The following is a 24683-nucleotide window of genomic DNA, read 5'->3' as shown; positions in this document are numbered from 1 at the left end:
GGAATGACTGTCAATTCCACCCCTTCTAGAGCTTTGCCGCGCCGCTTTACCCTGATGCTATCTGGGGAAGATGCCTTAGATGAGCTTGAAACCAGAGATAGTCCTCAGCAAGGGCTTCCTCATGAACGTTTTCTGCTGGGAGAAAAGGCGCCGCTTGCCCCCGTCTTACTTCTGGGGCAATCCAATCTAGCAGTCAACCCAAATGAAATAATTGCCTGCCTACAGCCAGTTCATCTGCATGCCACACGTGATCACCTCATTTTGATGGGGCAAAGTCAGATTGATCTGACGGAAAAAGAGTCATCCGAACTTCTTAGCGCAGCCCTTCCTTTTATCGAAGAAGATTTTCAGAGTGTTGTTTTATTTCAGAATCAACACTATTGGTTTATTCCTGCAGGACCTTTTGCGAGCTTAGAAAGTTACAGCGTTGATCAAGCCCATGGTCGTAATATTGACTGGTGGATGCCACGCGATTCTAAAGAAGAAGGTATCGCCAAACGATGGCGCAAACTTCAAAATGAAATCCAAATGCTTTGGCACATTGGTCCCGTCAATGAAGAACGCGAGCAGCGTGGAATGCCCAGCATTAACTCGATCTGGATTAGCGGCATTGGCAAACTCAATGATGTTCAAGCTCCTGATGCACTGAAGAAATCGCAGCGCTTAATTAGTCAGAACCCCTTAATTGCTGGGCTGGCAAGGCTACTAGGAATTGCTCATCAAGCCGCCTTAGATGAGAAAGATCTAGCTGGCGCTTTTGCTTGGCTTGATCAAGCACAAAATATTTGGCCACAATTAAGCGCAGCCCTGTTTGATAAACAGTTAGATGAAGTAGTCATCATCGATTTTCCAAAAGGTAAAGTGCGCGAGCGAATATTTACCGCTAAAGACCTTTCCAAGAAATCTTGGGCCTTCTGGAAAAAAGCAGAGCCGCTAACTTGGAAAGCAATTACTCAAGCATGAGTTTCCTATGAGTCTATTCTCTCAACGCCCCTTTTCGGAACGCACTTCCACCTGGCTAGCGCAGAGTGGTTTACATCCATTGCTAGCTCGACTCTATGCCGCAAGGGGCCTGCAATCTCCTGAAGAACTCTCGCTTGATTTAAAGCAACTACTTTCACCTGTTGAGCTCAAGAATTGCATTAGTACTGCCTCTTTACTTGCCGACATCCTTGAGAAAAAAGAGCCGATGCTCATCGTTGCGGACTACGACTGCGATGGTGCGACTGCCTGCGCCGTTGGCGTACGGGGCTTACGCATGCTGGGCGGGCCTGAGACCCCAATTCAGTTTCTAGTTCCAAACCGCTTCACGATGGGCTATGGTCTGACGCCAGAGGTAGTGGAGCTAGCTGCACAACAAAACCCCAAGCCGAAATACCTCATTACCGTAGATAACGGCATTGCTAGTGAAGCTGGTGTTGATCGCGCCCGTGAGTTAGGAATGGAAGTCATTGTGACCGACCATCACCTGCCCGGAGATAACTTACCCAAGGCTTTAGCAATTGTTAACCCCAATCAACCGGGTTGCAGCTTTACCAGTAAAGCACTTGCTGGCGTTGGTGTGATGTTTTATATGCTCGTTGCATTGCGTGCTGAACTTCGTAAGCGTGGGAAGTTCACTAATGAGACTCAGCCTAAGGTAGAAAATCTTCTCGACCTCGTTGCTTTAGGAACAGTTGCGGACGTTGCTCAACTCGATCGCAATAATCGCGTATTAGTTTCCAATGGTTTAAAACGCATTCGCGCAGGTATCTCACAGCCCGGCATTCAAGCGCTGTTTCAGGCGGCAACCCGAGATCCACGCAAGGCCAATACATTTGACTTAGGTTTTGCAATTGGCCCCAGACTCAATGCTGCTGGGCGTCTAGCGGATATGACCTTAGGCATTCGCCTCCTCCTTACCGATAACACTGATGAAGCGATCAATCTCGCGCATGAGCTCGATCGCATTAATCGTGAGCGTCGAGTAATTGAAACGGGTATGCAAGAAACCGCCCTCTCTCATCTTGCTGAAGATCAATTAGCGGGCACTATGGCAGAGCGCACCAGTATTTGCTTATGGAATCCAGAGTGGCATCAAGGAGTCGTCGGTATTGTTGCTTCACGCTTAAAGGAACGTTTTAATCGCCCCGCAATTGTGTTTGCGCCTGCCGATGGCAGCACGGGCGAAGAATTGCGAGGCTCTGGTCGTTCGCTTACTGGCTTTCATTTAAGAGATGCATTAGACCTTGTTTCAAAGCGCGAGCCTGGACTCATTTTGAAGTTTGGTGGTCATGCAATGGCTGCGGGTTTAACAATTCGAAAGAGCGACTTTGAAAAGTTTGATGCCTGCTTTCAGGAAGTAGCGAGCAGTCTACTCACAAATGAATTACTTGAACGTCGCCATGCTCACGACGGCGCATTGGAGCTTTCTGAATTTACCCCTGAAATTGGTGACTTACTAGCCGAAGAAATCTGGGGCCAAGGCTTCCCTCAGCCGGTTTTCTATGGGGAATTTGAGATTGCCCAGCAAAGCCTCATGAAAGAAAAGCATTTGCGTCTCATGGTCCGCCCGATCGGCGACTCTGAGCTCAAAACAAGCAATAAACCAATCACCGCTGTTTGGTTTAACCGCACACAAAGCCTGCCCGCCAAAGCCAGGCTGGCCTACCGCCTTGTGACTGACCGCTACCAAGGTCAAGCCCGCGTGCAGCTAATGATTGAAGCCCATGATGAGGGTCCTGGCAACTGAGCAGCGCCCAAGGGTTCGGGACAATAACCCCCTTATAATTAGGGGATGGAAGCTGAACAACTAAACACTATTTCAAATACCTTGTCCGACCTGCTCACTCGTGAGCAAGCTCTTCGGGGGTATCTTTGACTTCGAAGTAAAGTCACGTCGCCTTACTGAAGTTAATTCAATTCTGGAAGATCCCACGATTTGGGATGATCAAAAGAAAGCACAAGCACTCGGCAAAGAAAAGAAATTGCTCGATGGCGTAGTTGCCACTCTTACTGATCTCAATGCCAACATTACTAGCGCTCTTGAGCTGTTTGACATGGCTAAAGAAGAAAGCGATTTTGAAACAATCGCTGCTATCGAGCAGGATGTTGAGAACTACAGCAAGATTGTTGGCGACCTCGAGTTCCGCCGCATGTTCCACAATGAGATGGACTCTTGCAATTGCTTTATTGATATTCAAGCAGGCGCTGGTGGTACTGAAGCCTGCGACTGGGCCAGCATGCTCTATCGTCAATACCTCAAGTATTGCGAACGCAAAGGCTATAAAACTGAAATTCTTGAAGAATCTGATGGTGACGTTGCTGGCATTAAGAGTGCAACCATTAAAGTGGATGGTGAATATGCTTACGGCCACCTCCGCTCAGAAACTGGTGTGCACCGCTTAGTACGTAAATCACCTTTTGACTCTTCAAATGGACGCCATACTTCATTTGCCTCTATCTACGTCTACCCAGAGATTGATGACTCAATTGAGATCGACGTTAATCCCGCTGATATCCGCACTGACACCTACCGCGCCTCTGGTGCGGGTGGTCAGCACATTAACAAAACCGACTCTGCAGTTCGTTTAACCCACATCCCCACTGGGATTGTGGTGCAGTGTCAGAATGACCGTAGTCAACACCGTAACCGCGCTGAAGCGATGAGCATGCTTAAGTCACGTCTCTACGAACACGAGATGCAAAAGCGTCGCGCTGAGCAGGACAAACTAGAAGCCAGCAAGACTGATGTGGGCTGGGGTCATCAAATCCGCTCCTATGTATTGGATCAAAGCCGTATTAAAGATTTACGCACTAACGTTGAGATTTCGAATACCCAAAAAGTATTGGATGGCGATCTCGATGCCTTTATTGAAGCTAGCCTGAAACAAGGCGTGTAATAACCTCACACCCATTACTGCACCACAATAGATATGAACGATAAAACCAATTTAGACACAGCCCCAGCTACTGAAGTAGTTGATGAGAATCACATCATTGCAGAGCGCCGTGAAAAACTTGCCAAGCTTCGTGCTGGCGGAGTCGCATTCCCAAATGATTTTGTGCCAACACATTTGGCAGCAGATTTACATGCTCACTATGACAGTCTTACTAAAGAAGAATTAGCCGCCAAGAAAGTTCACGTCAAAGTAGCTGGACGTATGGTACTTAAGCGTGTGATGGGTAAAGCAAGCTTCGCAACCATTCAAGACCGTAGTGGCCAGATTCAGTTCTACATCAATGACGAACTTAGCGGTGCTGATGTGCATGGCGCCTTTAAGCATTGGGATATGGGTGACTTTATCTCTGCTGAAGGTAACCTGTTCAAGACCAATAAAGGCGAGCTGTCTGTTGAATGCAGCAACTTGCGCCTCCTTAGTAAGTCATTGCGCCCATTGCCAGATAAGTTCCACGGTCTATCAGACTTAGAGACTAAGTATCGTCAGCGCTATGTGGACCTCATTGTTAATCCAGAAAGTCGCAATACCTTCAAGGCACGTAGTAATGCAATCGCATCCTTACGTCGCCATATGTTGGATGCCGACTTCATGGAAGTGGAAACACCGATGCTCCATCCGATTCCTGGTGGCGCAGCAGCCAAGCCATTTATTACCCATCACAATGCACTCGACATGCAAATGTTCCTGCGTATTGCTCCTGAGCTCTATCTCAAACGTTTAGTGGTTGGCGGTTTTGAGCGTGTCTTTGAAATCAATCGCAACTTCCGCAACGAAGGTGTAAGCCCACGTCATAATCCAGAATTCACAATGATGGAGTTCTATGCGGCATATACCGACTACCGTTGGTTAATGGATTTCACAGAAGGCTTGATTCGTGCGGCAGCTATTGATGCCCAAGGTACTGCGGTATTGACACATCAAGGTCGCGAACTCGATCTGAGCAAACCATTCCAGCGTTTGACTATTACAGAGGCAATCCTCAAGTACTGCGGTCAGTCAGGCAAGAGCTATGAAGCCGCTCAATTGGATGACATCAACTTCATTCGCACTGAATTGAAAAAGGGTGGCGAAAATCCAGATACCCCAACCTTGAAGAATGCGGGCATTGGCGCACTCCAACTCGCCCTATTTGAATTGGTTGCTGAAGAACATCTGTGGGAGCCAACTTACATCATTGATTACCCAATCGAAGTCAGCCCACTCGCTAGAGAGTCCGATACCCGCCCCGGCATTACTGAGCGTTTTGAGCTCTTTATCACCGGTCGCGAAATCGCTAATGGTTTCTCAGAGTTAAACGATGCAGAAGATCAAGCAAATCGCTTCCGCAAGCAAGTAGAGCAAAAAGAAGCAGGCGACGAAGAAGCGATGTACTTTGACCATGACTTCATCCGCGCCCTCGAGTACGGCATGCCTCCAACTGGCGGCTGCGGCATTGGTATCGATCGCTTAGTAATGCTACTTACTGATGCACCCAACATTCGTGATGTGATTCTCTTTCCGCATTTGCGTCGCGAAGAAGAGTAAGCATTCTCGAAATAATAAAAGGCACCCTAGGGTGCCTTTTTTATTGCCAACCTATTTAAAAGCAGCTGTGCTTATAACGGCGCTTATGCTGGCAAACCTTTTTCATCGAACACGCCCTCGAATAAGGCAGAGCTCAAGTAACGCTCAGCAGTATCAGGTAGAACCACCACGATGGTTTTTCCAGCGTACTCAGGCTTCTTAGCCAGACGTACCGCTACTGCAGCAGCTGCACCACAGGAAATGCCCACCAAAATACCCTCTTCCTTGGCAATACGGCGGGCAAACTCAATTGCTTCTTCGTTACTGACTTGCTCCACCTTATCCACCACCGATAAATCGAGGTTATCTGGAATAAACCCAGCGCCAATACCTTGAATCTTATGTGGGGCAGGTTTAATTTCTTCGCCATTTAACTTCTGTGTAATCACAGGACTAGTAGTTGGCTCAACTGCAACCACTTCAATATTCTTTTTCTTAACGTTCTTAATGTAACGAGCAACACCAGAGATTGTTCCACCAGTTCCTACGCCGGCAACAAACACATCAATCTTGCCATCGGTGTCTTCCCAAATTTCTGGACCAGTAGTTTTCTCATGAATCGCCGGATTGGATGGATTACTAAATTGCTGAAGCAAAACATATTTAGAGTCAGATTCAGCTATCTCTTTCGCTTTAGCAACTGCGCCATTCATACCCTTAGGACCTTCGGTCAACACAATCTTGGCGCCCAAAGCCGTGAGTAACTTACGACGCTCCATACTCATAGTCTCCGGCATGGTGAGCGTCAGCGGGATACCACGAGCTGCCGCCACGAAGGCCAAAGCAATACCGGTATTACCACTAGTAGGCTCAACAAGCTCTTTACCAGGACCTAAGAGCCCTTTTTCTTGAGCGTCATTAATCATCGCAACGCCAATACGGCACTTAACCGAATAAGCAGGATTGCGGCCTTCAATCTTGGCCAGAACGGTCGCCTTTGCACCGTCGGTTGCACGGTTAAGACGCACCAATGGTGTCTTACCAATGGTTAGTGAGTTATCAGCAAAGTAAGTCATCAATATTCCTTAGTGCAAAAAATGGGTTTGATAGAGATCTTATGGGTTAAGGCGGGACTTGTAAAAGGTGTAATTGTTATTTACTAACAATCTAAGCTTCTATGGATTAGGGCTTCCTAATTAAAGTTACCAACAATACTAGTATGAGCGCTACAAACCATAACAAGGACCATTCCGGAACTTGCAGACCCAAAATAGCTGGGAGCTTTGCAGAACATAAGCCATCTGCCTTAAATAACCAAGGTAGGTTTTGTACAAATTGAAACTGATTAATCCTGGTTTCTAAAGGGTCTATTCCACAAGATCCACTTGGATGAGATAAAAGCCAAACATGATGCCCGGCTACTGCCACCCCATATCCAGCAGCCAATATTGCCAGACCATGAAACCACTTTCTCAACGGAGGAATGCCGGCAGCTAAAAGACATGAAATAGCGACACCTAAATAACCCACTCTTTGCAAAACACAGAGTGGGCATGGCAAAAAACTGACCCCCTGATACCCTACCTGCTGTAGAACAACAGCAAACGCCACCAAGCCAAAGCTTAGAAGCGATAAAAGTAAGTAATGGCTTTTTTTCATATCTAGATGATAGCTAATAGGCATAACTGAGCTAGTAAGTCGCTTCTTTATTACTAAAAGTCTGATCTATATCACTACAGAGTCCTATTTTTTGAGGGATTAGCCTCAATTTAGCGCCCTAAGAATGGGATAATCACCCTTTTGCTATCACCTAATTAATACGCTTTTATGGCCGCATACAACACTGAAACAGTCCTCACCGTTCACCACTGGAACGACACACTATTTAGCTTTACTACTACTCGCAACAAAGGCTTACGCTTTCGTAGCGGTCACTTCTTGATGATTGGTCTTGAAGTTGAAGGCAAGCCATTGGTTCGTGCTTATAGCGTTGCTAGCCCAAACTATGAAGAGCATCTCGAGTTTTTAAGCATCAAGGTTCAAGACGGTCCTTTAACTTCACGCCTGCAGAAGATTCAGGTTGGCGATCCGATTCTCGTCAGCGAGAAGTCTGTTGGCACCCTGGTGTTGGATGACTTAAATCCAGGTAAGCATCTTTACTTGTTTAGTACCGGTACTGGCCTAGCCCCCTTTATGAGCATCATTCGTGATCCAGAGACTTATGAAAAGTTCGAGAAGGTTGTGTTGATTCATGGAGTGCGTCTAGTAAGCGAGTTAGCTTATGCAGATTACATTCGTGATGAACTCACTCAAGATGAATTCTTGGGCGAGCTCATTCGTGAAAAACTCATCTATTACCCAACAGTGACACGTGAGGCTTTCAAGCACACCGGCCGCCTCACTACTGCGATTGAATCTGGTCAACTCTTTAAAGATATTGGCTTGCCACCGCTTGATCCATCAGTGGATCGCGCCATGATTTGCGGTAGCCCTTCTATGCTCAAAGAAACCTCTGAGATGCTTGATGCCAAAGGCTTCAAAGTCTCACCAAGCCTTGGTCAAATGGGTGACTACGTCTTTGAACGCGCTTTCGTTGAAAAATAATCAGTTTAGATCTATATACCTAAAAGTCATTTAGATATCGCTATATATTCCTTGTGGATATATAGGCGGCTTGGTAAATTCTCCTTAACGAGATATTTACCAAGGAATTTTGATGTCCCCCGTTCGAGAGCATTACAACCCTGTAATCACCCAATTATTGCGTGAGCATGACCGACTCCCCCACGAAAAAGTCGCAGAACGCAAAAGCTTTCAGCGTCAAATTCTATTCCTCATGAACGCCATCAAACTCGAAGAGTTTGAGCAGTCATTCGCCTAATTAGGGATATAGATCATGTTGCAATTTTTTCAAGACTCCTCCCAATTTATTATTTCTGGCGCCTTAGTGGGTTTGCTGGTTGGAATGACAGGTGTTGGCGGAGGATCGTTGATGACTCCTTTGTTAACAATTATTTTTGGCGTCGCTCCAACAACGGCGGTCGGAACTGATTTGGCATTTGCCGCTATTACAAAAGGCTTTGGTACTGCAGCACACCGCCTACATGGGAACGTACGCTGGGATATCGTCAAATTACTTTGCATTGGCAGTATTACTACTGCCATTATTTCTATCTTGGCGCTAAAGATCATTGGCCCCGTTTCAAAAAACTTTAATCACTTTATTAGCATCTCCATTGGCGTTTCCGTTCTATTAACTGCTGTTTCGTTACTGTTTAGAGCAAAGATCTTGAAATGGGTTCAAGCAAACCCAAATTTTTTACCCAGCGGCTCAAACTTAAAAGCAGCAACCATTGTTGTAGGCGCTGTAATTGGCGTTCTAGTAACAGTATCCTCAATCGGTGCAGGTGCAATTGGCGCAACCTTGATATTGATTCTGTATCCACATCTAAAACCTGCAGAAGTGGCCGGTACCGATATTGCCTATGCCGTTCCTCTTACTGCTCTTGCTGGAATAGGGCATTGGTGGCTTGGTAATGTTCACTTTGACTTGCTATTTGGCCTCTTGCTGGGATCCGTTCCCGCCATCTGGCTGGGCGCAAGACTCTCAAGCACTCTTTCAGAGCGAACAACTAGAAATACCCTTGCCGTAACCCTATTTTTGGTTGGAATCAAGTTAGTTTCATCATGATTACTCCAGAATTTTGGTCCATTCCATTAAGCACCCTTACTCCTGCGGAGCTTGCCGAAAAGTCTACCCTTTTAAAGCAGCGTTTAGCCAATATTTCCAGGCGTTTTGCTGATGTCCGCTTTGCAACCAGCCTCGCTGCAGAAGACATGGTGATTACCGATGCTATTGCTAAGGCTGGCGCCAAGATTAAGTTATTTACATTGGCTACCGGTCGCTTACACCAAGAGACTGTAGATATGGTGAAGACTACTGAAGATCGCTATAGCGTTTCGATTGAAAAGATCTACCCTCAAGAAGGCGATGTTCAAGCTTTTATTGAGCAATATGGCATGAATGGTTTTTACGATGGTGAAGAGCCCAAGAAGGCTTGTTGTGGCGCGCGCAAGATTAAACCGCTTAATGCCGCATTACTTGGCGCGGATGCATGGCTCACCGGCCAGCGTCGAGAACAATCTACTACACGTACCGAACTCAATTTAGAAGAGTTGGATGATGCAAGAGGTATCGCCAAATTCAACCCCCTGTTCGATTGGACTGAAGCTGATATCTGGGCTTATATCAAACAAGAAAACGTTCCTATTCATCCTCTGCACCTTAAGGGCTACCCCAGCATTGGCTGTGAGCCCTGCACCCGTCAGGTGAAGAAGGGTGAGGACATTCGCGCTGGTCGCTGGTGGTGGTTGCAAAGCGATAGCAAAGAATGTGGCTTACACGTAAATAAATAATTCGAATTCAATATCAAAACTTAGTAGAAATAACTTACAGAATGTCAGAACAAAAATTACTTGATGATCACTTAGATTGGCTTGAAGCCGAATCGATCTACATCATTCGTGAAGTGGTAGCCCAGTGCTCTAACCCGGCCATGCTGTTTTCTGGCGGCAAAGACTCCATTGTGATGTACCATTTAGCGCGCAAGGCATTTCAATTTGGCGATCGCCCGGTGAAATTGCCTTTCCCAATTTTGCATATTGATACAGGCCACAACTACCCAGAAGTAATCGCCTATCGCGATGCTGTTGTAGAGAAAACTGGTGTGAAGTTGATTGTGGGTCACGTTGAAGACTCTATTAAAAAGGGGACTGTGCGTTTACGCAAGGAAACGGATTCACGCAATGCTGCTCAAGCGGTAACCCTTTTAGAAGCCATCGCAGAACATGAATTTGATGCTCTGATGGGTGGTGCACGTCGCGATGAAGAAAAAGCCCGCGCTAAAGAGCGCATCTTCTCCTTCCGTGATGAATTCGGTCAATGGGATCCTAAGGCTCAGCGCCCTGAGCTCTGGAACCTCTATAACGCCCGTATCGCCAAAGGCGAGAACATGCGCGTGTTTCCTATTTCGAACTGGACTGAACTGGATATCTGGCAATACATCTCTCGCGAGAAATTAGAACTTCCAAGCATCTACTACACACACCAGCGTGAAGTAGTGAAGAAAAATAATTTATTAGTTCCGGTAACTGACGTAACGCCAAAAGCAGCTGGTGACATCAGTGAAATCCTAAATGTACGCTTCCGTACCGTAGGCGATATCAGCTGCACCTGCCCTGTATTGAGTACTGCAGCCACTCCTTTAGAGATCATTGCCGAAACCGCGATTACTGAAATCACTGAGCGTGGCGCAACTCGCATGGACGATCAAACCAATGAGGCCTCCATGGAGCGCCGCAAGAAAGAAGGTTACTTCTGATGACTATCAATCAAAATCAAAACGTTGTTCGCTTTATCACTGCAGGTAGCGTAGATGACGGCAAGAGCACTTTAATTGGACGTTTACTCTATGACACCAAATCCATTTTGGTGGACCAATTGGAGTCACTCTCCAAAACGAAACATGCACGTGTCACCTCATCTGATGCAGGCGTTGATTTGGCACTCCTCACCGATGGCTTAGAAGCTGAACGTGAGCAAGGTATCACCATCGATGTAGCCTATCGCTATTTCTCTACACCGAAGCGTAAGTTCATCGTTGCTGACGCTCCAGGTCACGAGCAATACACACGCAACTTAGTAACTGGTGCATCTCAATCAGATGTTGCAGTCATTTTGGTTGATGCAACACGCGTTGATCTCAATACCACTCCAGCTACTTTATTGGCACAGACTAAACGTCATGCGGCGATTGTGCATTTATTAGGTCTTCGTCATGTGGTATTTGCTGTTAATAAGATGGACTTATACGAGTTTGACGAGAAAGTCTTTAACACCATCAAGATTGCCATTGAAGATCTAACTCAAAAAATTGGGTTACCAAAGCCAACCTTGATTCCAATCTCCGCATTACTTGGTGCCAACGTCGTTACTGCCAGCAAAAATACACCCTGGTACAAGGGCCCCACTCTTTTAGAGTGGCTTGAGAGTTTAGATACCAGCCCCGAATCCGAAAAGCTAGCGCTCCGCTTCCCAGTGCAGTACGTTGCACGTCAAGATGGCAGTGCTTCCGATGACTTCCGTGGCTATCTCGGTGAAATAGAGTCTGGCAGCATCTGCAAGGGTCAAAAGATTAAAGTTCTGCCAAGCGGGTCTGAGGCAACTGTTACCGAGATTTATTTAGGCAATCGCTCAAGCGACAAGCAAACCAATGGAAACAATGCGGTGGAATCTGCTGAAACGGGTCAAGCGGTAGCTATTCAATTATCTGAAGATATTGATGTATCACGCGGCTCTTTATTTATTAGCGCTGAAGATAGTCATCCACCAGTATTGAGCAAGCAACTTTCTGCTGATTTATGCTGGTTAGATAGCGAACCACTCTCATTGAGTCGTAAATATGCTTTACGACACACCACCAATACCGTTGGTGCAAAAGTGAAGAACATTCAACAAGTTTTAGATGTTCAAACCTTGTCTCAAGCTAGTGATGTGCATGCACTTTCCACCAATGAGATTGGCCGTGTTGATTTCATCCTACAAAAGCCAATTGTTGCAGACTTGTTTGATCAATCCCAGCGTACTGGTGCCTTTATCTTGATCGATGAAGCTACCAATCACACAGTGGCAGCCGGAATGATTCGTGAGGCCATAGCGCAGTAATTGCTAAATCCACATCAAGGAACAAAGAGCCTCGCGATGCGGGGCCTTTTCATTTACCAAAAAGAAAAGCCACCCCGAAGGATGGCTAAAAAGATTTTTTTGGAGGTACTACCTAAAGAATGAACTACGAATTCATATTAATCCTCTAGAAACCTCTGCCTTGTGTCATTTGCATGATTGCAGGCATTAATGCTTCATTTTGGTGCGTTAATGGTTCTCTTTGGCATGATTGATTGAGTATTTGGGGATTTCAATCACTAGATCCTGCTTTGCCACAATAGCCTGGCAAGACAAACGAGACTGAGGATTTAGCCCCCATGCACGATCCAACATATCTTCCTCATTCTCATCAGGAGGATTCAAACTCTGAAAGCCCTCTTTCACAATCACGTGGCAGGTAGTACAAGCACACACCATATCGCAAGCATGTTCAATTGGAATGTCATTCTCTAATAAAGCCTCACAAATCGACGTGCCCGGAGCAACCTCAACCACTGCGCCTTCAGGACAATACTCACTATGCGGTAGTACGACGATTTGAGTCATGATTCTTTTCTATTGGGTTCAGTTTGAATTTTTTGAATTCGTTCTTGGGTTATATATTTTTAAATCTCAGCAACATTCTTGCCAGATAAAGCCTTCTGAATACTAGCGTTCATCCGTTTTTGCGCAAAGTCATCGGTTGCTTTAGCTGCATGATCCACTGCTTTACGAACCACCGCACTATCTACTTCATCATTTAAGATCTTTTGAAGCGTTGCCATCTCTTGATCAATGACCTTCTGCTCATCTGCACTCAATAAAGCACGATCGCTAGTAAGCGCGGTCTGCACCGCATCTAGAAGGCGTTGTGCATTAACCTGCTCTTCACGCAATGATCTAGAAAGTAAATCCTCTTTGGCAGAGGCAAAACCATCTTGTAGCATGCGAGTGATTTCAGCATCAGTAAGACCATAAGAAGGCTTGATATCAATCGAGGCTTTTACGCCGGAGCCTTGCTCGGTTGCGCTTACTGAGAGCAATCCATCGGCATCCACCTGGAAGGTCACTCGAATACGCGCAGCACCTGCGGCCATCGCCGGAATACCGCGCAGCTCAAACTTACCTAAAGACCGACAGTCTTGAGCCAACTCACGCTCACCCTGTACAACTTGAATTGCTAGTGCAGTCTGACCATCTTTAAAGGTCGTGAAATCCTGCGCTCTAGCGACTGGAATCGGTGTATTGCGTGGAATGATTTTTTCTACTAAGCCGCCCATGGTTTCAACACCAAGTGATAACGGAATGACGTCCAAGAGCAACCATTCATCATCTTTACTTTGATTGCCGGCCAACAGGTCGGCTTGCATCGCAGCGCCTAAGGCGACTACCTGATCAGGATTTAAATTATTTAATGGCTGTGTGCCAAAGAGTTCACCAACTGCGCGCTGTACATTCGGCATACGTGTTGAACCACCGACCATTACTACGCCTTTAACATCCTCGGCTTTTAAGCCTGCATCGCGCAAAGCTTTTTTACAAGCCATCAAAGTCTTGGTTACTAAATTCTGAGTAATCTCAAAGAACTGTGCCTGGCTTACGCCAACATTGACTACCGTGCCATCAGCAAGGGTCTCATGAACGCGCGCCAGAGGGTTGTGACTCAACTGTTCTTTAGCGTGCTTACAAGCTTGCAAGAGCGTTGCATGATCATGAATCGATAGCGGTGGAAGCTTGGCTTGTTCAATTACCCAACAATACAAACGATGATCAAAGTCATCACCACCTAAAGCAGAATCACCACCAGTAGAAAGCACTTCAAAGACACCGCGACTCATACGCAGTATCGAGATATCAAATGTTCCGCCACCTAAGTCATAGACGGCATAGACGCCTTCTGAGGCGTTATCTAGTCCATAAGCAATTGCGGCAGCTGTAGGCTCATTCAGTAAGCGCAGCACTTCAATGCCTGCTAACTTGGCAGCATCTTTTGTGGCTTGACGTTGCGCATCATCAAAATAAGCGGGAACAGTAATTACTGCTCCCACGATTTCATCGGAGACAGAATCTTCTGCCAGTTGGCGCAAACGCGCCAGAATTTCTGCGGAAACTTCAATAGGACTCTTATCGCCAGCAACGGTTCTCAGCTTAAGCATTCCTGGCTGATCAACAAAGTCATAGGGAGCACTTTCAATATGTTCCACATCCAGCAAACCACGGCCCATGAAACGCTTTACGGAAACAATCGTGTTCTTAGGATCAATTACGACGCTCTCAAGCGCCTCAAAGCCCGCTTGAGTTCTGCCATTTGGCAGATAACGGATGACTGATGGAAGTAGCTCTCTACCCTGCGCATCTGGCAAGACCTTAGGCAAGGCATCACGCACAATCGCTACCAATGAATTCGTAGTTCCCAAATCAATGCCCACGGCAATGCGGCGCTGATGGGGCGCTAGCGATTTACCGGGTTCAGAGATTTGTAATAAGGCCATAGGAGATAGAGTTTAGCTTGATTGAGACTAGATTAAGGCCGCAATGGTGTCATCAAGTTCAACCGCAAACTTATCAATGAAAAGTAAACCACGTAGCAATTCTGCTGCGCGCTGATAATTTTTAGCCCCATCAATAGCCTGGGCGATTTCAGCTAGGGTATCTGTCTTTGATTCTTCTACCTCAGCCATCAAAGCCTCTAAAGCGGGCAAATCTTCCGCTTGCTCATCAAGACTTTCACGCCACTCCATCTGCCTCATCAAAAAAGCGGCAGGCATTGCAGTATTGGTTTCTAATTTCGCATCCACGCCATGAAGCTGGCAAATGTAAAGGCCGCGCTGAATCGGGTTCTTGAGAGTTTGCAATGCAGTATTGGCGAGGGTTGCCATTTGCATCGCCAGGCGTTGCTCTGCATCACTGCCACGAGCATGGCGATCAGGGTGCACTTCCTTCTGAATCGCTAGGTATGCCTGATCGAGAGCAGGCAAATCGATTTTGAATTGCTGATTTATTCCAAAGAAGTGGAAGTAATCGTCAGACGCGGAAGGATTCGCCACAACCACACTCATCTTTTACGTTTGGATTTTGAAACTTAAATCCCTCGTTCAAACCCTCACGCACAAAGTCTAGCTCTGTACCATCCAAATAAGCCAGGCTCTTCGGATCTACAAACACCTTAATACCATTGGACTCAAATACCTGATCTTCAGCAGCTGGCTCATCTACATACTCGAGTTGATAGGCCAAACCAGAGCAACCAGTTGTGCGAACACCTAAGCGCAAGCCGCAACCCTTACCGCGCTTTTCTAAATTGCGGTTCACGTGTGCAGCTGCTTTGTCAGTTAAGGTAATTGCCATAGTTATGCCTGCTTATTCTTTACTCTTTATTTCGCCGGATGTTTCTCTTTGTAATCCGCTACTGCTGCCTTGATGGCATCTTCAGCCAAGATGGAGCAGTGAATTTTTACTGGTGGCAAAGCCAACTCTTCAGCGATGAGAGAGTTTTTAATCTCCAAGGCCTGATCTAGAGTCTTGCCTTTAACCCACTCAGTTACCAACGAAGAAGAGGCAATTGCAGAGCCGCAGCCATAAGTCTTGAACTTAGCGTCTTCGATCACACCTTGATCGTTAACACGAATTTGCAGCTTCATTACGTCGCCGCAGGCTGGTGCACCAACCATGCCAGTACCTACGCTCTCGTCACCCTTTTCGAATGAGCCAACGTTGCGGGGATTTTCGTAGTGGTCAATGACCTTGTCGCTATATGCCATGGTATTTCCTCTGTAATTTCTTCGTATTTATATTCTTAGTGTGCTGCCCATTGAATCGTGCTGATATCGATTCCGTCTTTGTACATTTCCCACAGTGGTGATAACTCACGCAACTTGGCAATCTTTTCTTTCACCAACTTAATTGTGAAATCCACTTCCTCTTCAGTCGTAAAGCGACCCAAGGTAAAGCGAATCGAGCTATGAGCCAATTCATCATTACGACCTAAGGCGCGTAATACATATGATGGCTCCAAAGATGCTGAAGTACATGCTGAACCAGAAGAGATTGCTAAATCCTTCAAGGCCATCAACATAGATTCACCTTCAACATAGTTAAAGCTAATATTGAGGTTATGGGGAACACGGTTGTCCATATCACCATTGACATAAACTTCTTCAATATCTTTCAGGCCATTTAACAAGCGATCACGTAAAGCACGGATACGTTTATTTTCTTCAACCATCTCAACACGGGCAATACGGAAAGCCTCGCCCATACCAACGATCTGGTGAACTGCAAGGGTGCCTGAACGCATACCGCGCTCATGACCACCGCCATGGATTTGCGCCTCAATGCGAATACGCGGTTTACGACGTACAAACAAAGCGCCTATGCCTTTAGGCCCATAAGACTTATGAGCAGAAAAGCTCATCAAATCGACTTTAGTCTTTTCGAGATCAATTTCAACCTTGCCAGTCGCTTGCGCTGCATCCACATGGAATATGACGCCACGTGAACGACATAAGTCACCGATCGCTGGAATGTCTTGCACAACACCAATTTCATTATTTACATACATGACGGAAGCCAAAATGGTACCCGGCTTCATTGCAGCTTCAAGTTGTGCGAAGTCAATCAAACCATTTGGCAACACATCCAAGTAAGTTACTTCGTAACCCTCGCGCTCTAATTCACGACAAGTGTCTAAAGTGGCTTTGTGCTCAGTCTTTACAGTAATGATGTGATTACCGCGATCCTTGTAAAAATGCGCGGCACCCTTGAGTGCTAAGTTAATACTTTCAGTTGCGCCACTGGTAAACACAATTTCTCTTGGATCAGCGTGCACCAATTGAGCAACCTCTGAACGCGCCCACTCTACCGCTTCTTCTGCAGCCCAGCCATAAGCATGACTACGTGAAGCAGCGTTACCAAACTGCTCGCGCAAATAAGGCAACATTTTGTCGACCACACGTGGATCAATCGGCGTTGTAGCTGAGTAGTCCATATACACAGGGAAGTGCTTAGGGCTAAACATCGGAACCGGTTGCTGTGGCAGATCTTTTGGGGCGTTCATGGTTTATCTATCGGTAGGTATTAGGTTATTAACTTTGTCGCGCCAAGTTGAATACAGAATTCACTAGTGGCGCTTTAGGGGCAACTTCTTTTTTCGCTGCAAGTGCTTGAGCAGGCTTATCTGCTTTTGCACTTTCAACTTTAATTTTCTTCTGACGCATATCTTGAATCACAATGCCGCGCCCTTCTTGTTGCTGAACTAAATCTTTAAGACTCACTGAACTGAGGTACTCAACCATTTTGGAATTGAGATTGCTCCACAGATCGTGTGTCATACAACGACCATGATTTTCTTCATCAGAATGGCAGTTACCTTTGCCGCCACATTGGGTTGCATCGAGAGGCTCATCAACCGCAACAATAATGTCAGCAACACTGACCTCAGATGATGGGCGGGCTAACGTGTAACCACCGCCAGGACCACGAGTACTCTCCACAATATTGAAGCGGCGTAATTTGCCAAACAATTGCTCGAGGTAAGAAAGGGAAATCTTTTGTCTTTGGCTAATTCCGGCCAAAGTCACGGGACCATGCGTTTCACGCAGGGCTAAATCAATCATTGCGGTTACTGCAAAACGACCTTTGGTTGTAAGTCTCATATGTCACCTTGGTAATGGATTGTTATGGACAGCTAACAGTCGGGCGGGTAATACCCGACCATTCCACTCAACTTTACCATATTCCCTAGCAATCTGCTCGGGAATTATCCCAAAAAACCTCAAAGGAAGCCAGGGATTAGAGGGTGATGACTTTAGACTGAGTCCCTAGACCTAGCACCAAAGGCCATTTCTTTGACCTTAGTGAGTCTATCTCGGGTGCTGGCAGCCTTTTCAAACTCCAGATTCTTGGCTTCAGCATTCATTTGCTTCTCTAAGCGCTTGATTTCATTCGCCAGATCCTTCTCGCCCATATCCTCATAGCGAGCTCGCTCTTGCTCTACCTGCATCTCATTACGCTTCTCTTTGACGTCATAGACACCATCGATAATGTCCTTGATACGCTTTTGCACCCCTTTTGGCTCGATTCCGTGGAGCTTATTAAAGGCAATCTGCTTGGTTCGACGTCTTTCTGTCTCACCCATGGCTAGGCGCATAGAGTTAGTAACTTTATCGGCATACAAGATAGCTTTACCGCGAACGTTACGTGCAGCACGACCAATCGTCTGAATCAAGCTGCGCTCAGAACGTAAGAAGCCTTCTTTATCGGCATCCAAAATGGCGACCAATGACACCTCTGGGATATCCAAACCTTCGCGCAATAAGTTAATACCGACCAAGACATCAAAGACGCCTAAGCGCAAGTCACGCAAAATTTCTACGCGTTCAACAGTATCGATATCAGAGTGCACATAGCGCACCTTCACGCCGTTATCAGAAAGATAGTCCGTTAACTGCTCTGCCATACGCTTCGTCAGTACGGTAACCAATACACGCTCATGCACTTTGACGCGCGCATGTATTTGATCCAATAAATCATCAACCTGTGTACTTGCTGGCAAGACTTCAATTTCTGGATCAACCAAGCCTGTTGGTCTAGCAACTTGTTCAACAACTTGACCTTGATGTGTTTTCTCGTAATCAGCCGGTGTCGCAGAAACAAAAACAGTTTGACGCATCTTGGTTTCAAACTCAGTAAATTTCAATGGACGGTTATCCATTGCGGACGGTAATCTAAAACCAAACTCCACCAAAGTATGTTTACGAGACTTATCTCCGTTGTACATAGCATTGAGCTGCCCAATGAGAACGTGGCTTTCATCCAAGAACATCAAAGCATCATTAGGTAGATAGTCCACCAGTGTAGGCGGGGCCTCGCCCGGCGCTGCGCCAGACAGGTGGCGGGAGTAGTTCTCAATACCCTTGCAGAAACCCAATTCATTGAGCATCTCCAAATCAAAACGAGTACGTTGCTCAAGGCGTTGTGCTTCAACTAACTTGCCATCTTTTACAAACTCATCTAAGCGAGTGCGCAGCTCTGTCTTAATTGTTTCAATCGCTTTCAATACGGTGTCGCGTGGCGTGACATAGTGCGAACTTGGATACACAGTAAAGCGCGGAATCTTTTGCCGAATCTTTCCAGTCAGCGGATCGAAGAATTGCAAACTCTCAACTACGTCATCAAACAATTCCACACGTACTGCTAGCTCATTATGCTCAGCAGGGAAAATATCAATCGTGTCACCGCGCACCCTAAATACGCCGCGCTTGAAATCCGTTTCATTACGGTCGTATTGCATGGCGATGAGGCGCATCAAAATATCGCGCTGACTCATCTTGTCGCCAGGACGCAATGTCATAACCATGCTGTGATAGTCGCCTGGATTACCAATGCCGTAAATTGCTGAAACAGTTGCAACGATGATGACGTCGCGTCTTTCTAAAAGACTTTTGGTTGCAGACAAGCGCATCTGCTCAATGTGCTCATTAATCGAGGAGTCCTTTTCAATAAAAAGATCTCGCTGCGGCACATAAGCCTCTGGCTGGTAATAGTCGTAGTAGCTGACAAAGTACTCAACTGCGTTTCTCGGGAAAAACTCCCTAAATTCACTATAAAGTTGGGCAGCCAGAGTCTTATTAGGGGCAAAAATGATGGCTGGACGACCCGTTCTGGCAATGACATTGGCCATGGTGAAGGTCTTGCCTGAGCCCGTAACCCCTAAAAGCGTCTGGAAGGTCAATCCGTCCTCAATACCCTCCACCAAGGCGTCAATAGCCTGGGGCTGGTCCCCAGCTGGCGGAAAAGGCTGGTAGAGCTGATAAGGGGAGTCCGGGAAGGTAACAAACTTGGCAGGATCAAGGTCGTGACCAGCCTCACCCAAAGGATCAGCCGCAGGGGTTTTGTCGACCACTTTTACTTCAGTTTTTGATCCAGTTTTCGGTAACTTAGGGGGCATCTCGGCTATCATTTCAACTGTGAGATTTCTTCACAGAGAATTTTGTACAAACAATGATTTTGCCGTTTTTCTTAGGAAATAGTTGATTCTGGCCTCAAAAACCGACAATTAAGCTGAATTTAACGTCAATTACGAACAAAACGACCTCTAAAAACCCTCTAACCACCAATTTCGACCTCAAATGACCCTGTTTGCCTCAGTTCAATTAGCCCCTAAAGATCCTATTTTTGGCCTCACAGAAGCCTACGTTGCAGACCAACGTGCTGACAAAGTGAATTTAGGTGTTGGCGTGTATTACACGGATGAAGGCAAGGTGCCACTTTTGAAGGCAGTGATTAAAGCGGAAGAGGCAATTGTTGCGAAGCACTCTCCACGTAGCTATATCCCTATCGAAGGTCCAAATCCATATAACAGCGCAGTGCAAAATTTATTGTTTGGCGCTGATTCATCTCTTATTAAAGATGGTCGTGTAGTCACTGCCGAATGTCTTGGCGGAACAGGTGCATTGCGCGTTGGCGCTGACTTCATTAAGCGTCTGAACGTAAATGCACCTTGCGCAATTAGCAATCCTACTTGGGAAAACCATCGCGGCATTTTTGAATCCGCTGGCTTTGATGTTATCGAGTACACCTACTTTGATGGCAAAACCCGTGGCGTTGATTTTGATGGCATGGTGAAGTCTTTAGAGTCTTTCCCAAAGAACACTACCGTGTTGTTGCACGCTTGCTGCCACAACCCAACCGGCGCAGATATTACCGAAGCGCAATGGCATCAAGTAATCGATATCTGTAAGAACAAAGGTTTAATTCCTTTCTTGGATATGGCTTACCAAGGCTTTGCTGATGGGATTGAGAAAGATGGCATTGCTGTTCGTCTCTTCGCCGAATCAGGTATGTCCTTCTTTGTTTCAAGCTCTTTCTCCAAATCATTCTCACTGTATGGTGAGCGTGTTGGCGCCCTGTCTATCGTGACACAAAGCAAAGATGAATCTACTCGCGTGCTTTCACAATTGAAGCGCGTGATTCGCACTAACTACTCTAACCCTCCAACTCACGGCGCTGCAATTGCTGCTGCTGTTTTGAATTCCCCAGAATTGCGTAAGCTCTGGGAGGATGAGTTAGCTGAAATGCGTGATCGCATTAAATCCATGCGTCATGGTCTCGTTGAAAAACTCGCTGCTGCTGGTGTAAAGCAAGATTTTGCTTTTATCGAGAAGCAGCGTGGCATGTTTTCTTACTCAGGCTTAACGGCCGAGCAAGTTGAGCGCTTACAGAAGGAAGATGGCATTTATGCTCTCTCTACTGGACGCATTTGTGTGGCAGCCCTCAATACCAAAAATATTGATAAGGTGGCTAAAGCAATCGCCCGCGTATTGGCTTAATAAAGCGTAATAGGCGGATACACTGAATTACCGGAGGTACCATGCTATATCAGTTACACGAATTTCAAAAAGCTCTACTTCAACCAGTTAGTTCCTGGGCACGCGCAGCTTCTGAAGCATTTATTAATGCCTCTAATCCTGCCTCCAAAGTACCAGGATCGGATCGATTAGCTGCTAGCTATGAGCTCCTCTATAGATTAGGTAAAAACTATAAGAAGCCAGAATTTGGTATTCGTTCAGTCATAGCGCATGGCAAAGAAGTGGCTATTCATGAAAGAACCGCTGTTGCAAAACCTTTTTGCAATTTGGTTCGTTTCAAGCGATTCTCTGATGATGTCGAAGTCATTAAGAAGCTCAAAGATGATCCAGTTGTATTAATTGTTGCTCCACTATCCGGACACCACTCCACATTGTTGCGCGACACTGTGCGCACACTCTTGCAAGATCACAAGGTTTACATCACCGATTGGATCGATGCTCGCTTAGTACCAGTAGCGGATGGTGAATTTGGTCTTGATGACTACGTACACTACGTTCAAGAATTTATCCGCACTATTGGCGCAAAAGATTTGCATGTGATTTCTGTTTGCCAACCTACCGTTCCCACATTGGGCGCAATCTCATTGATGGCTTCTGCTGGCGAAGCAACTCCAGCATCCATGATTATGATGGGCGGCCCTATTGATGCACGCAAATCACCAACTGCAGTAAACAACTTAGCAGACCAGAAGTCTTACGAGTGGTTTGAAAGTCACGTGATTTACAACGTGCCGCCTAACTACCCAGGAGCCGGTCGTCGCGTTTACCCAGGCTTCTTGCAGCACACTGGCTTTATCGCCATGAACCCGCAAAACCATTTGCAGTCTCATTGGGATTACTTCCAAAACTTAGTGCGCGGCGATGAGCAGGACGCTGAATCACACATTCGCTTCTACGATGAATACAACGCGGTATTGGATTTGGACTCTAAGTTCTATCTAGACACCATCAAGACTGTTTTCCAAGACTACTCACTTCCAAATGGTACATGGAAAGTCGCGGGTGAACTTGTTAAACCGCAAGACATTAAAAAGACTGCCCTCCTCACCGTTGAAGGCGAGTTAGACGACATCTCTGGAAGCGGCCAAACACGCTCTGCACATGCTTTATGTGCGGGCATTCCAAAGCAAGATAAAGATCACTACGAAGTGATGGGTGCAGGTCACTACGGAATTTTCGCTGGCCGTCGTTGGCGCGAGAAAGTGTATCCAAAGATTAAGGCGTTCATTCGTGAGCATCAGAATACTAAGAAAACAGCTACTCGGACTACCAAGTCAGCATAAATTAAGGGCTCTTCGGAGCCTTTAATTTTAAGAAGATTCGCACTTTAATGATTCACTCGAAACAGCTCATTGACCAACTGGAAGACATTCTTCCACAAACCCAATGCACTAAATGCGGCTACCCCGATTGCCGGGGATATGCAGAAGCGATGGCTTTTGGTGAGGCCTTGCCGAATCGCTGCCCTCCCGGCGGCGTAGAGGGCATCAAACGCCTGAGCAAAGTGTTAATACCCATCTACCCGCAGGATGCGTTTGATCTTCACCCCACTATTGACCCAGAGTGCGGCATAGAGCGTCCCCGTCCAGTAGCGTTCATCGATCCACAGAAATGCATCGGCTGTACCCTCTGTATTCAGGCGTGTCCTGTTGATGCGATTGTTGGCGCATCCAAGCAAATGCATGTAGTGCTGACTGAGTGGTGTACTGGTTGCGATCTCTGCATTCCACCATGTCCTGTTGATTGCATCAGCATGATTGATGTGACGGACAATCAAACTGGTTGGGATGCTTGGTCCCAAGAGTTGGCAGATGTTTCCCGCAAGCGCTATCACGATCGCGAGAATCGACTGGATAGAGAACAAAAAGATAATGATGATCGTTTGGCGAAAAAGGCCGCAACTAAATTAGCAGCAGTTAATGCTGAAAGTCCGTCATCAGCGGATGAACTCAAAGAGCAAGAGCGCAAACGTGCCATCATTGCAGCGGCAATTGCACGAGCCCAGCAAAAGAAATGATGAATCTAGAAAAGCGTCGTGCTTTTTTTGAGCAGCTCAAGACAAATAATCCCAAACCAGAAACTGAACTGGAATATAGCTCTCCATTTGAATTGCTAATTGCGGTCTTACTATCAGCGCAAGCAACCGATATCTCAGTCAACAAAGGTACGCGCAAGCTTTACAAGGTAGCCAACACCCCGCAAGCCCTTTTAGATCTCGGTGAAGAAGGTGTCAGACCTTATATTCAGCATATTGGTTTGTTTAATTCCAAAGGCAAACATATCCAAGAAACTTGCCGACTACTCTTAGAAAAACATGGGGGCGAAGTTCCTCAGACTCGCGAAGAGTTGGAGGCGCTGCCTGGCGTCGGCAGAAAGACTGCGAATGTCATTCTCAATACTGCCTTTGGGCAACCAACTATCGCCGTTGATACCCACATCTTCAGAGTATCGAATCGCACAGGTCTAGCACCTGGCAAAGATGTAGTGAAAGTAGAAGAACAATTACTCAAGCGCGTACCTAAAGAATACTTATTAGATGCGCACCATTGGCTCATTCTGCATGGTCGATATACTTGTAAAGCACGCAACCCAGATTGCGCACAATGCATAGTAGAGCCACTATGCGGCTTTAAGCAGAAAACTGGCAAAGGAAAAGTTCGTGGCGATATTTAATCCAACTCGTGAAGAAGTGCGTCGTTTTTTCTGTGACACCTGGAAAAAGAAAACCGAGAACCACATTCTTGATCCGATGGAGACGCTTGCCAGCGATTGGATGGTTGAGCACCCTGAATATCACGACCTTCTTGCTGATCCTGAAGGTGCCCTAGAACAAGATTACACGCCTGAACGCGGTGAAACTAATCCCTTCCTGCACTTATCGATGCATCTGTCCATTAGCGAGCAGGTATCAATTAATCAGCCCCCTGGCATCAAAGAGATTGCAGAAAAACTGTCGCAAAAGCTTGGCTCTATGCATGAGGCACAGCACGTCATGATGGAGTGCCTAGGGCAAGTAATATGGGAAGCGCAGCGTGAAGGTCAGCCACTCAATCCAGACAAATATCTAGAGGCCCTAAAAAAACTAGTCTAACAACCGAATAAAACTATCTTTAGGTAATGATGTATTTCGGTGAGGACTGAGACAGCCCTAGAAAAGACATTATTGGG

At 46.3% G+C, this 24683-nt stretch carries 25 protein-coding genes; 15 read left to right on the top strand and 10 right to left on the bottom strand.

The genetic code is table 11. The features are described from left to right. The first annotated feature begins 3 nt into the window (after positions 1-3). From ICN18_RS05225 to lysS, 4 genes are all read left to right on the top strand, one after another. Complete coding sequence (locus ICN18_RS05225) at positions 4-963, top strand: hypothetical protein (RefSeq protein WP_255532072.1); 960 nt, start codon at positions 4-6, stop codon at positions 961-963. A gap of 7 nt (positions 964-970) precedes the next feature. Then, positions 971-2731, top strand: a complete 1761-nt coding sequence (gene recJ / locus ICN18_RS05220) for a single-stranded-DNA-specific exonuclease RecJ (RefSeq protein WP_216189385.1) — start codon at positions 971-973, stop codon at positions 2729-2731. Between the two features lie 45 nt (positions 2732-2776). Further along, positions 2777-3881 (top strand): peptide chain release factor 2 gene (gene prfB, locus ICN18_RS05215; protein ID WP_216189384.1). Its coding sequence is split into 2 segments (ribosomal slippage): positions 2777-2848 and positions 2850-3881, totalling 1104 coding nucleotides; the frame shifts between segments, so codons are not numbered across the junction. A 33-nt stretch (positions 3882-3914) separates the two neighbouring features. Continuing rightward, on the top strand, positions 3915-5465 hold the full coding sequence (gene lysS, locus ICN18_RS05210) for a lysine--tRNA ligase (RefSeq protein WP_216189383.1): 1551 nt from the start codon (positions 3915-3917) through the stop codon (positions 5463-5465). Positions 5466-5548: 83 nt separating this feature from the next. Here lysS and cysK read toward each other — a convergent pair whose 3' ends face one another. Both cysK and ICN18_RS05200 read right to left on the bottom strand, forming a co-directional pair. Further along, positions 5549-6520 (bottom strand): cysteine synthase A, encoded by a 972-nt coding sequence (cysK, locus tag ICN18_RS05205; protein WP_216189382.1) that lies wholly within the window; start codon positions 6518-6520, stop codon positions 5549-5551. 106 nt (positions 6521-6626) lie between these two features. Further along, the gene (locus ICN18_RS05200; protein ID WP_216189381.1) at positions 6627-7103 is read right to left on the bottom strand and encodes a disulfide bond formation protein B; all 477 of its coding nucleotides are present in this window, start codon (positions 7101-7103) and stop codon (positions 6627-6629) included. Positions 7104-7271: 168 nt separating this feature from the next. On the opposite strand from ICN18_RS05200, the gene ICN18_RS05195 reads away from it, so the two are divergent. The 6 genes from ICN18_RS05195 to ICN18_RS05170 all read left to right on the top strand — a co-directional run bounded on the left by ICN18_RS05195 (position 7272) and on the right by ICN18_RS05170 (position 12168). Beyond that, positions 7272-8048, top strand: coding sequence for a ferredoxin--NADP reductase (locus tag ICN18_RS05195; protein ID WP_216189380.1), 777 nt, complete (start codon positions 7272-7274; stop codon positions 8046-8048). A gap of 112 nt (positions 8049-8160) precedes the next feature. Continuing rightward, on the top strand, positions 8161-8325 hold the full coding sequence (locus ICN18_RS05190; RefSeq protein WP_215360502.1) for a hypothetical protein: 165 nt from the start codon (positions 8161-8163) through the stop codon (positions 8323-8325). A 15-nt stretch (positions 8326-8340) separates the two neighbouring features. Beyond that, positions 8341-9135 carry a sulfite exporter TauE/SafE family protein gene (locus ICN18_RS05185; protein ID WP_216189379.1) on the top strand — a complete coding sequence of 265 codons (795 nt, stop codon included), beginning with the start codon at positions 8341-8343 and terminating at the stop codon, positions 9133-9135. Next, positions 9132-9860, top strand: a complete 729-nt coding sequence (locus tag ICN18_RS05180; RefSeq protein WP_216189378.1) for a phosphoadenylyl-sulfate reductase — start codon at positions 9132-9134, stop codon at positions 9858-9860. The genes ICN18_RS05185 and ICN18_RS05180 overlap by 4 nt, the downstream gene beginning before the upstream one ends. Positions 9861-9901: 41 nt before the next feature. Beyond that, positions 9902-10825, top strand: a complete 924-nt coding sequence (gene cysD / locus ICN18_RS05175; protein WP_216189377.1) for a sulfate adenylyltransferase subunit CysD — start codon at positions 9902-9904, stop codon at positions 10823-10825. Next, entirely contained in the window at positions 10825-12168 is a 1344-nt protein-coding gene (locus ICN18_RS05170) for a sulfate adenylyltransferase subunit 1 (RefSeq protein ID WP_439650806.1), read from the top strand. Before cysD ends, ICN18_RS05170 begins: the two co-directional genes overlap by 1 nt. 207 nt (positions 12169-12375) lie before the next feature. Here ICN18_RS05170 and fdx read toward each other — a convergent pair whose 3' ends face one another. From fdx to uvrB, 8 genes are all read right to left on the bottom strand, one after another. Further along, positions 12376-12714 carry an ISC system 2Fe-2S type ferredoxin gene (gene fdx, locus ICN18_RS05165; protein WP_215348652.1) on the bottom strand — a complete coding sequence of 113 codons (339 nt, stop codon included), beginning with the start codon at positions 12712-12714 and terminating at the stop codon, positions 12376-12378. A 59-nt stretch (positions 12715-12773) separates the two neighbouring features. After that, a complete protein-coding gene (gene hscA / locus ICN18_RS05160; protein WP_216189376.1) occupies positions 12774-14639 on the bottom strand; it encodes a Fe-S protein assembly chaperone HscA in 1866 nt (621 codons plus the stop codon). A gap of 27 nt (positions 14640-14666) precedes the next feature. Further along, entirely contained in the window at positions 14667-15194 is a 528-nt protein-coding gene (hscB, locus tag ICN18_RS05155; RefSeq protein WP_369411863.1) for a Fe-S protein assembly co-chaperone HscB, read from the bottom strand. Further along, on the bottom strand, positions 15172-15495 hold the full coding sequence (iscA, locus tag ICN18_RS05150; protein WP_012357505.1) for an iron-sulfur cluster assembly protein IscA: 324 nt from the start codon (positions 15493-15495) through the stop codon (positions 15172-15174). Before iscA ends, hscB begins: the two co-directional genes overlap by 23 nt. Before the next feature lie 26 nt (positions 15496-15521). After that, positions 15522-15908, bottom strand: a complete 387-nt coding sequence (iscU, locus tag ICN18_RS05145; protein WP_071464795.1) for a Fe-S cluster assembly scaffold IscU — start codon at positions 15906-15908, stop codon at positions 15522-15524. Positions 15909-15943: 35 nt separating this feature from the next. Next, positions 15944-17203 carry an IscS subfamily cysteine desulfurase gene (locus ICN18_RS05140; RefSeq protein WP_439650805.1) on the bottom strand — a complete coding sequence of 420 codons (1260 nt, stop codon included), beginning with the start codon at positions 17201-17203 and terminating at the stop codon, positions 15944-15946. Positions 17204-17231: 28 nt separating this feature from the next. After that, positions 17232-17801, bottom strand: coding sequence for a Fe-S cluster assembly transcription factor (locus tag ICN18_RS05135; RefSeq protein WP_216189374.1), 570 nt, complete (start codon positions 17799-17801; stop codon positions 17232-17234). A gap of 152 nt (positions 17802-17953) precedes the next feature. Continuing rightward, a complete protein-coding gene (uvrB, locus tag ICN18_RS05130; protein WP_255532071.1) occupies positions 17954-20107 on the bottom strand; it encodes an excinuclease ABC subunit UvrB in 2154 nt (717 codons plus the stop codon). Between the two features lie 169 nt (positions 20108-20276). On the opposite strand from uvrB, the gene ICN18_RS05125 reads away from it, so the two are divergent. From ICN18_RS05125 to ICN18_RS05105, 5 genes are read left to right on the top strand one after another with little or no spacing between them, the layout of a single operon-like run. Next, complete coding sequence (locus ICN18_RS05125; RefSeq protein WP_216189373.1) at positions 20277-21476, top strand: amino acid aminotransferase; 1200 nt, start codon at positions 20277-20279, stop codon at positions 21474-21476. Positions 21477-21517: 41 nt separating this feature from the next. Then, entirely contained in the window at positions 21518-22798 is a 1281-nt protein-coding gene (locus ICN18_RS05120) for a polyhydroxyalkanoate depolymerase (RefSeq protein ID WP_216189372.1), read from the top strand. Between the two features lie 47 nt (positions 22799-22845). Beyond that, complete coding sequence (gene rsxB, locus ICN18_RS05115) at positions 22846-23532, top strand: electron transport complex subunit RsxB (protein WP_216189371.1); 687 nt, start codon at positions 22846-22848, stop codon at positions 23530-23532. Beyond that, positions 23532-24188, top strand: a complete 657-nt coding sequence (gene nth / locus ICN18_RS05110; protein WP_216189481.1) for an endonuclease III — start codon at positions 23532-23534, stop codon at positions 24186-24188. The genes rsxB and nth overlap by 1 nt, the downstream gene beginning before the upstream one ends. After that, the gene (locus tag ICN18_RS05105; RefSeq protein ID WP_216189482.1) at positions 24181-24606 is read left to right on the top strand and encodes a DUF1841 family protein; all 426 of its coding nucleotides are present in this window, start codon (positions 24181-24183) and stop codon (positions 24604-24606) included. Before nth ends, ICN18_RS05105 begins: the two co-directional genes overlap by 8 nt. Positions 24607-24683: the final 77 nt, after the last annotated feature.

Origin of the sequence: Polynucleobacter parvulilacunae, assembly GCF_018881715.1 — a bacterium.
Classification (GTDB): Bacteria; Pseudomonadota; Gammaproteobacteria; order Burkholderiales; family Burkholderiaceae; genus Polynucleobacter; species Polynucleobacter parvulilacunae.
This window is presented reverse-complemented; position numbering and strand designations above follow the sequence as displayed.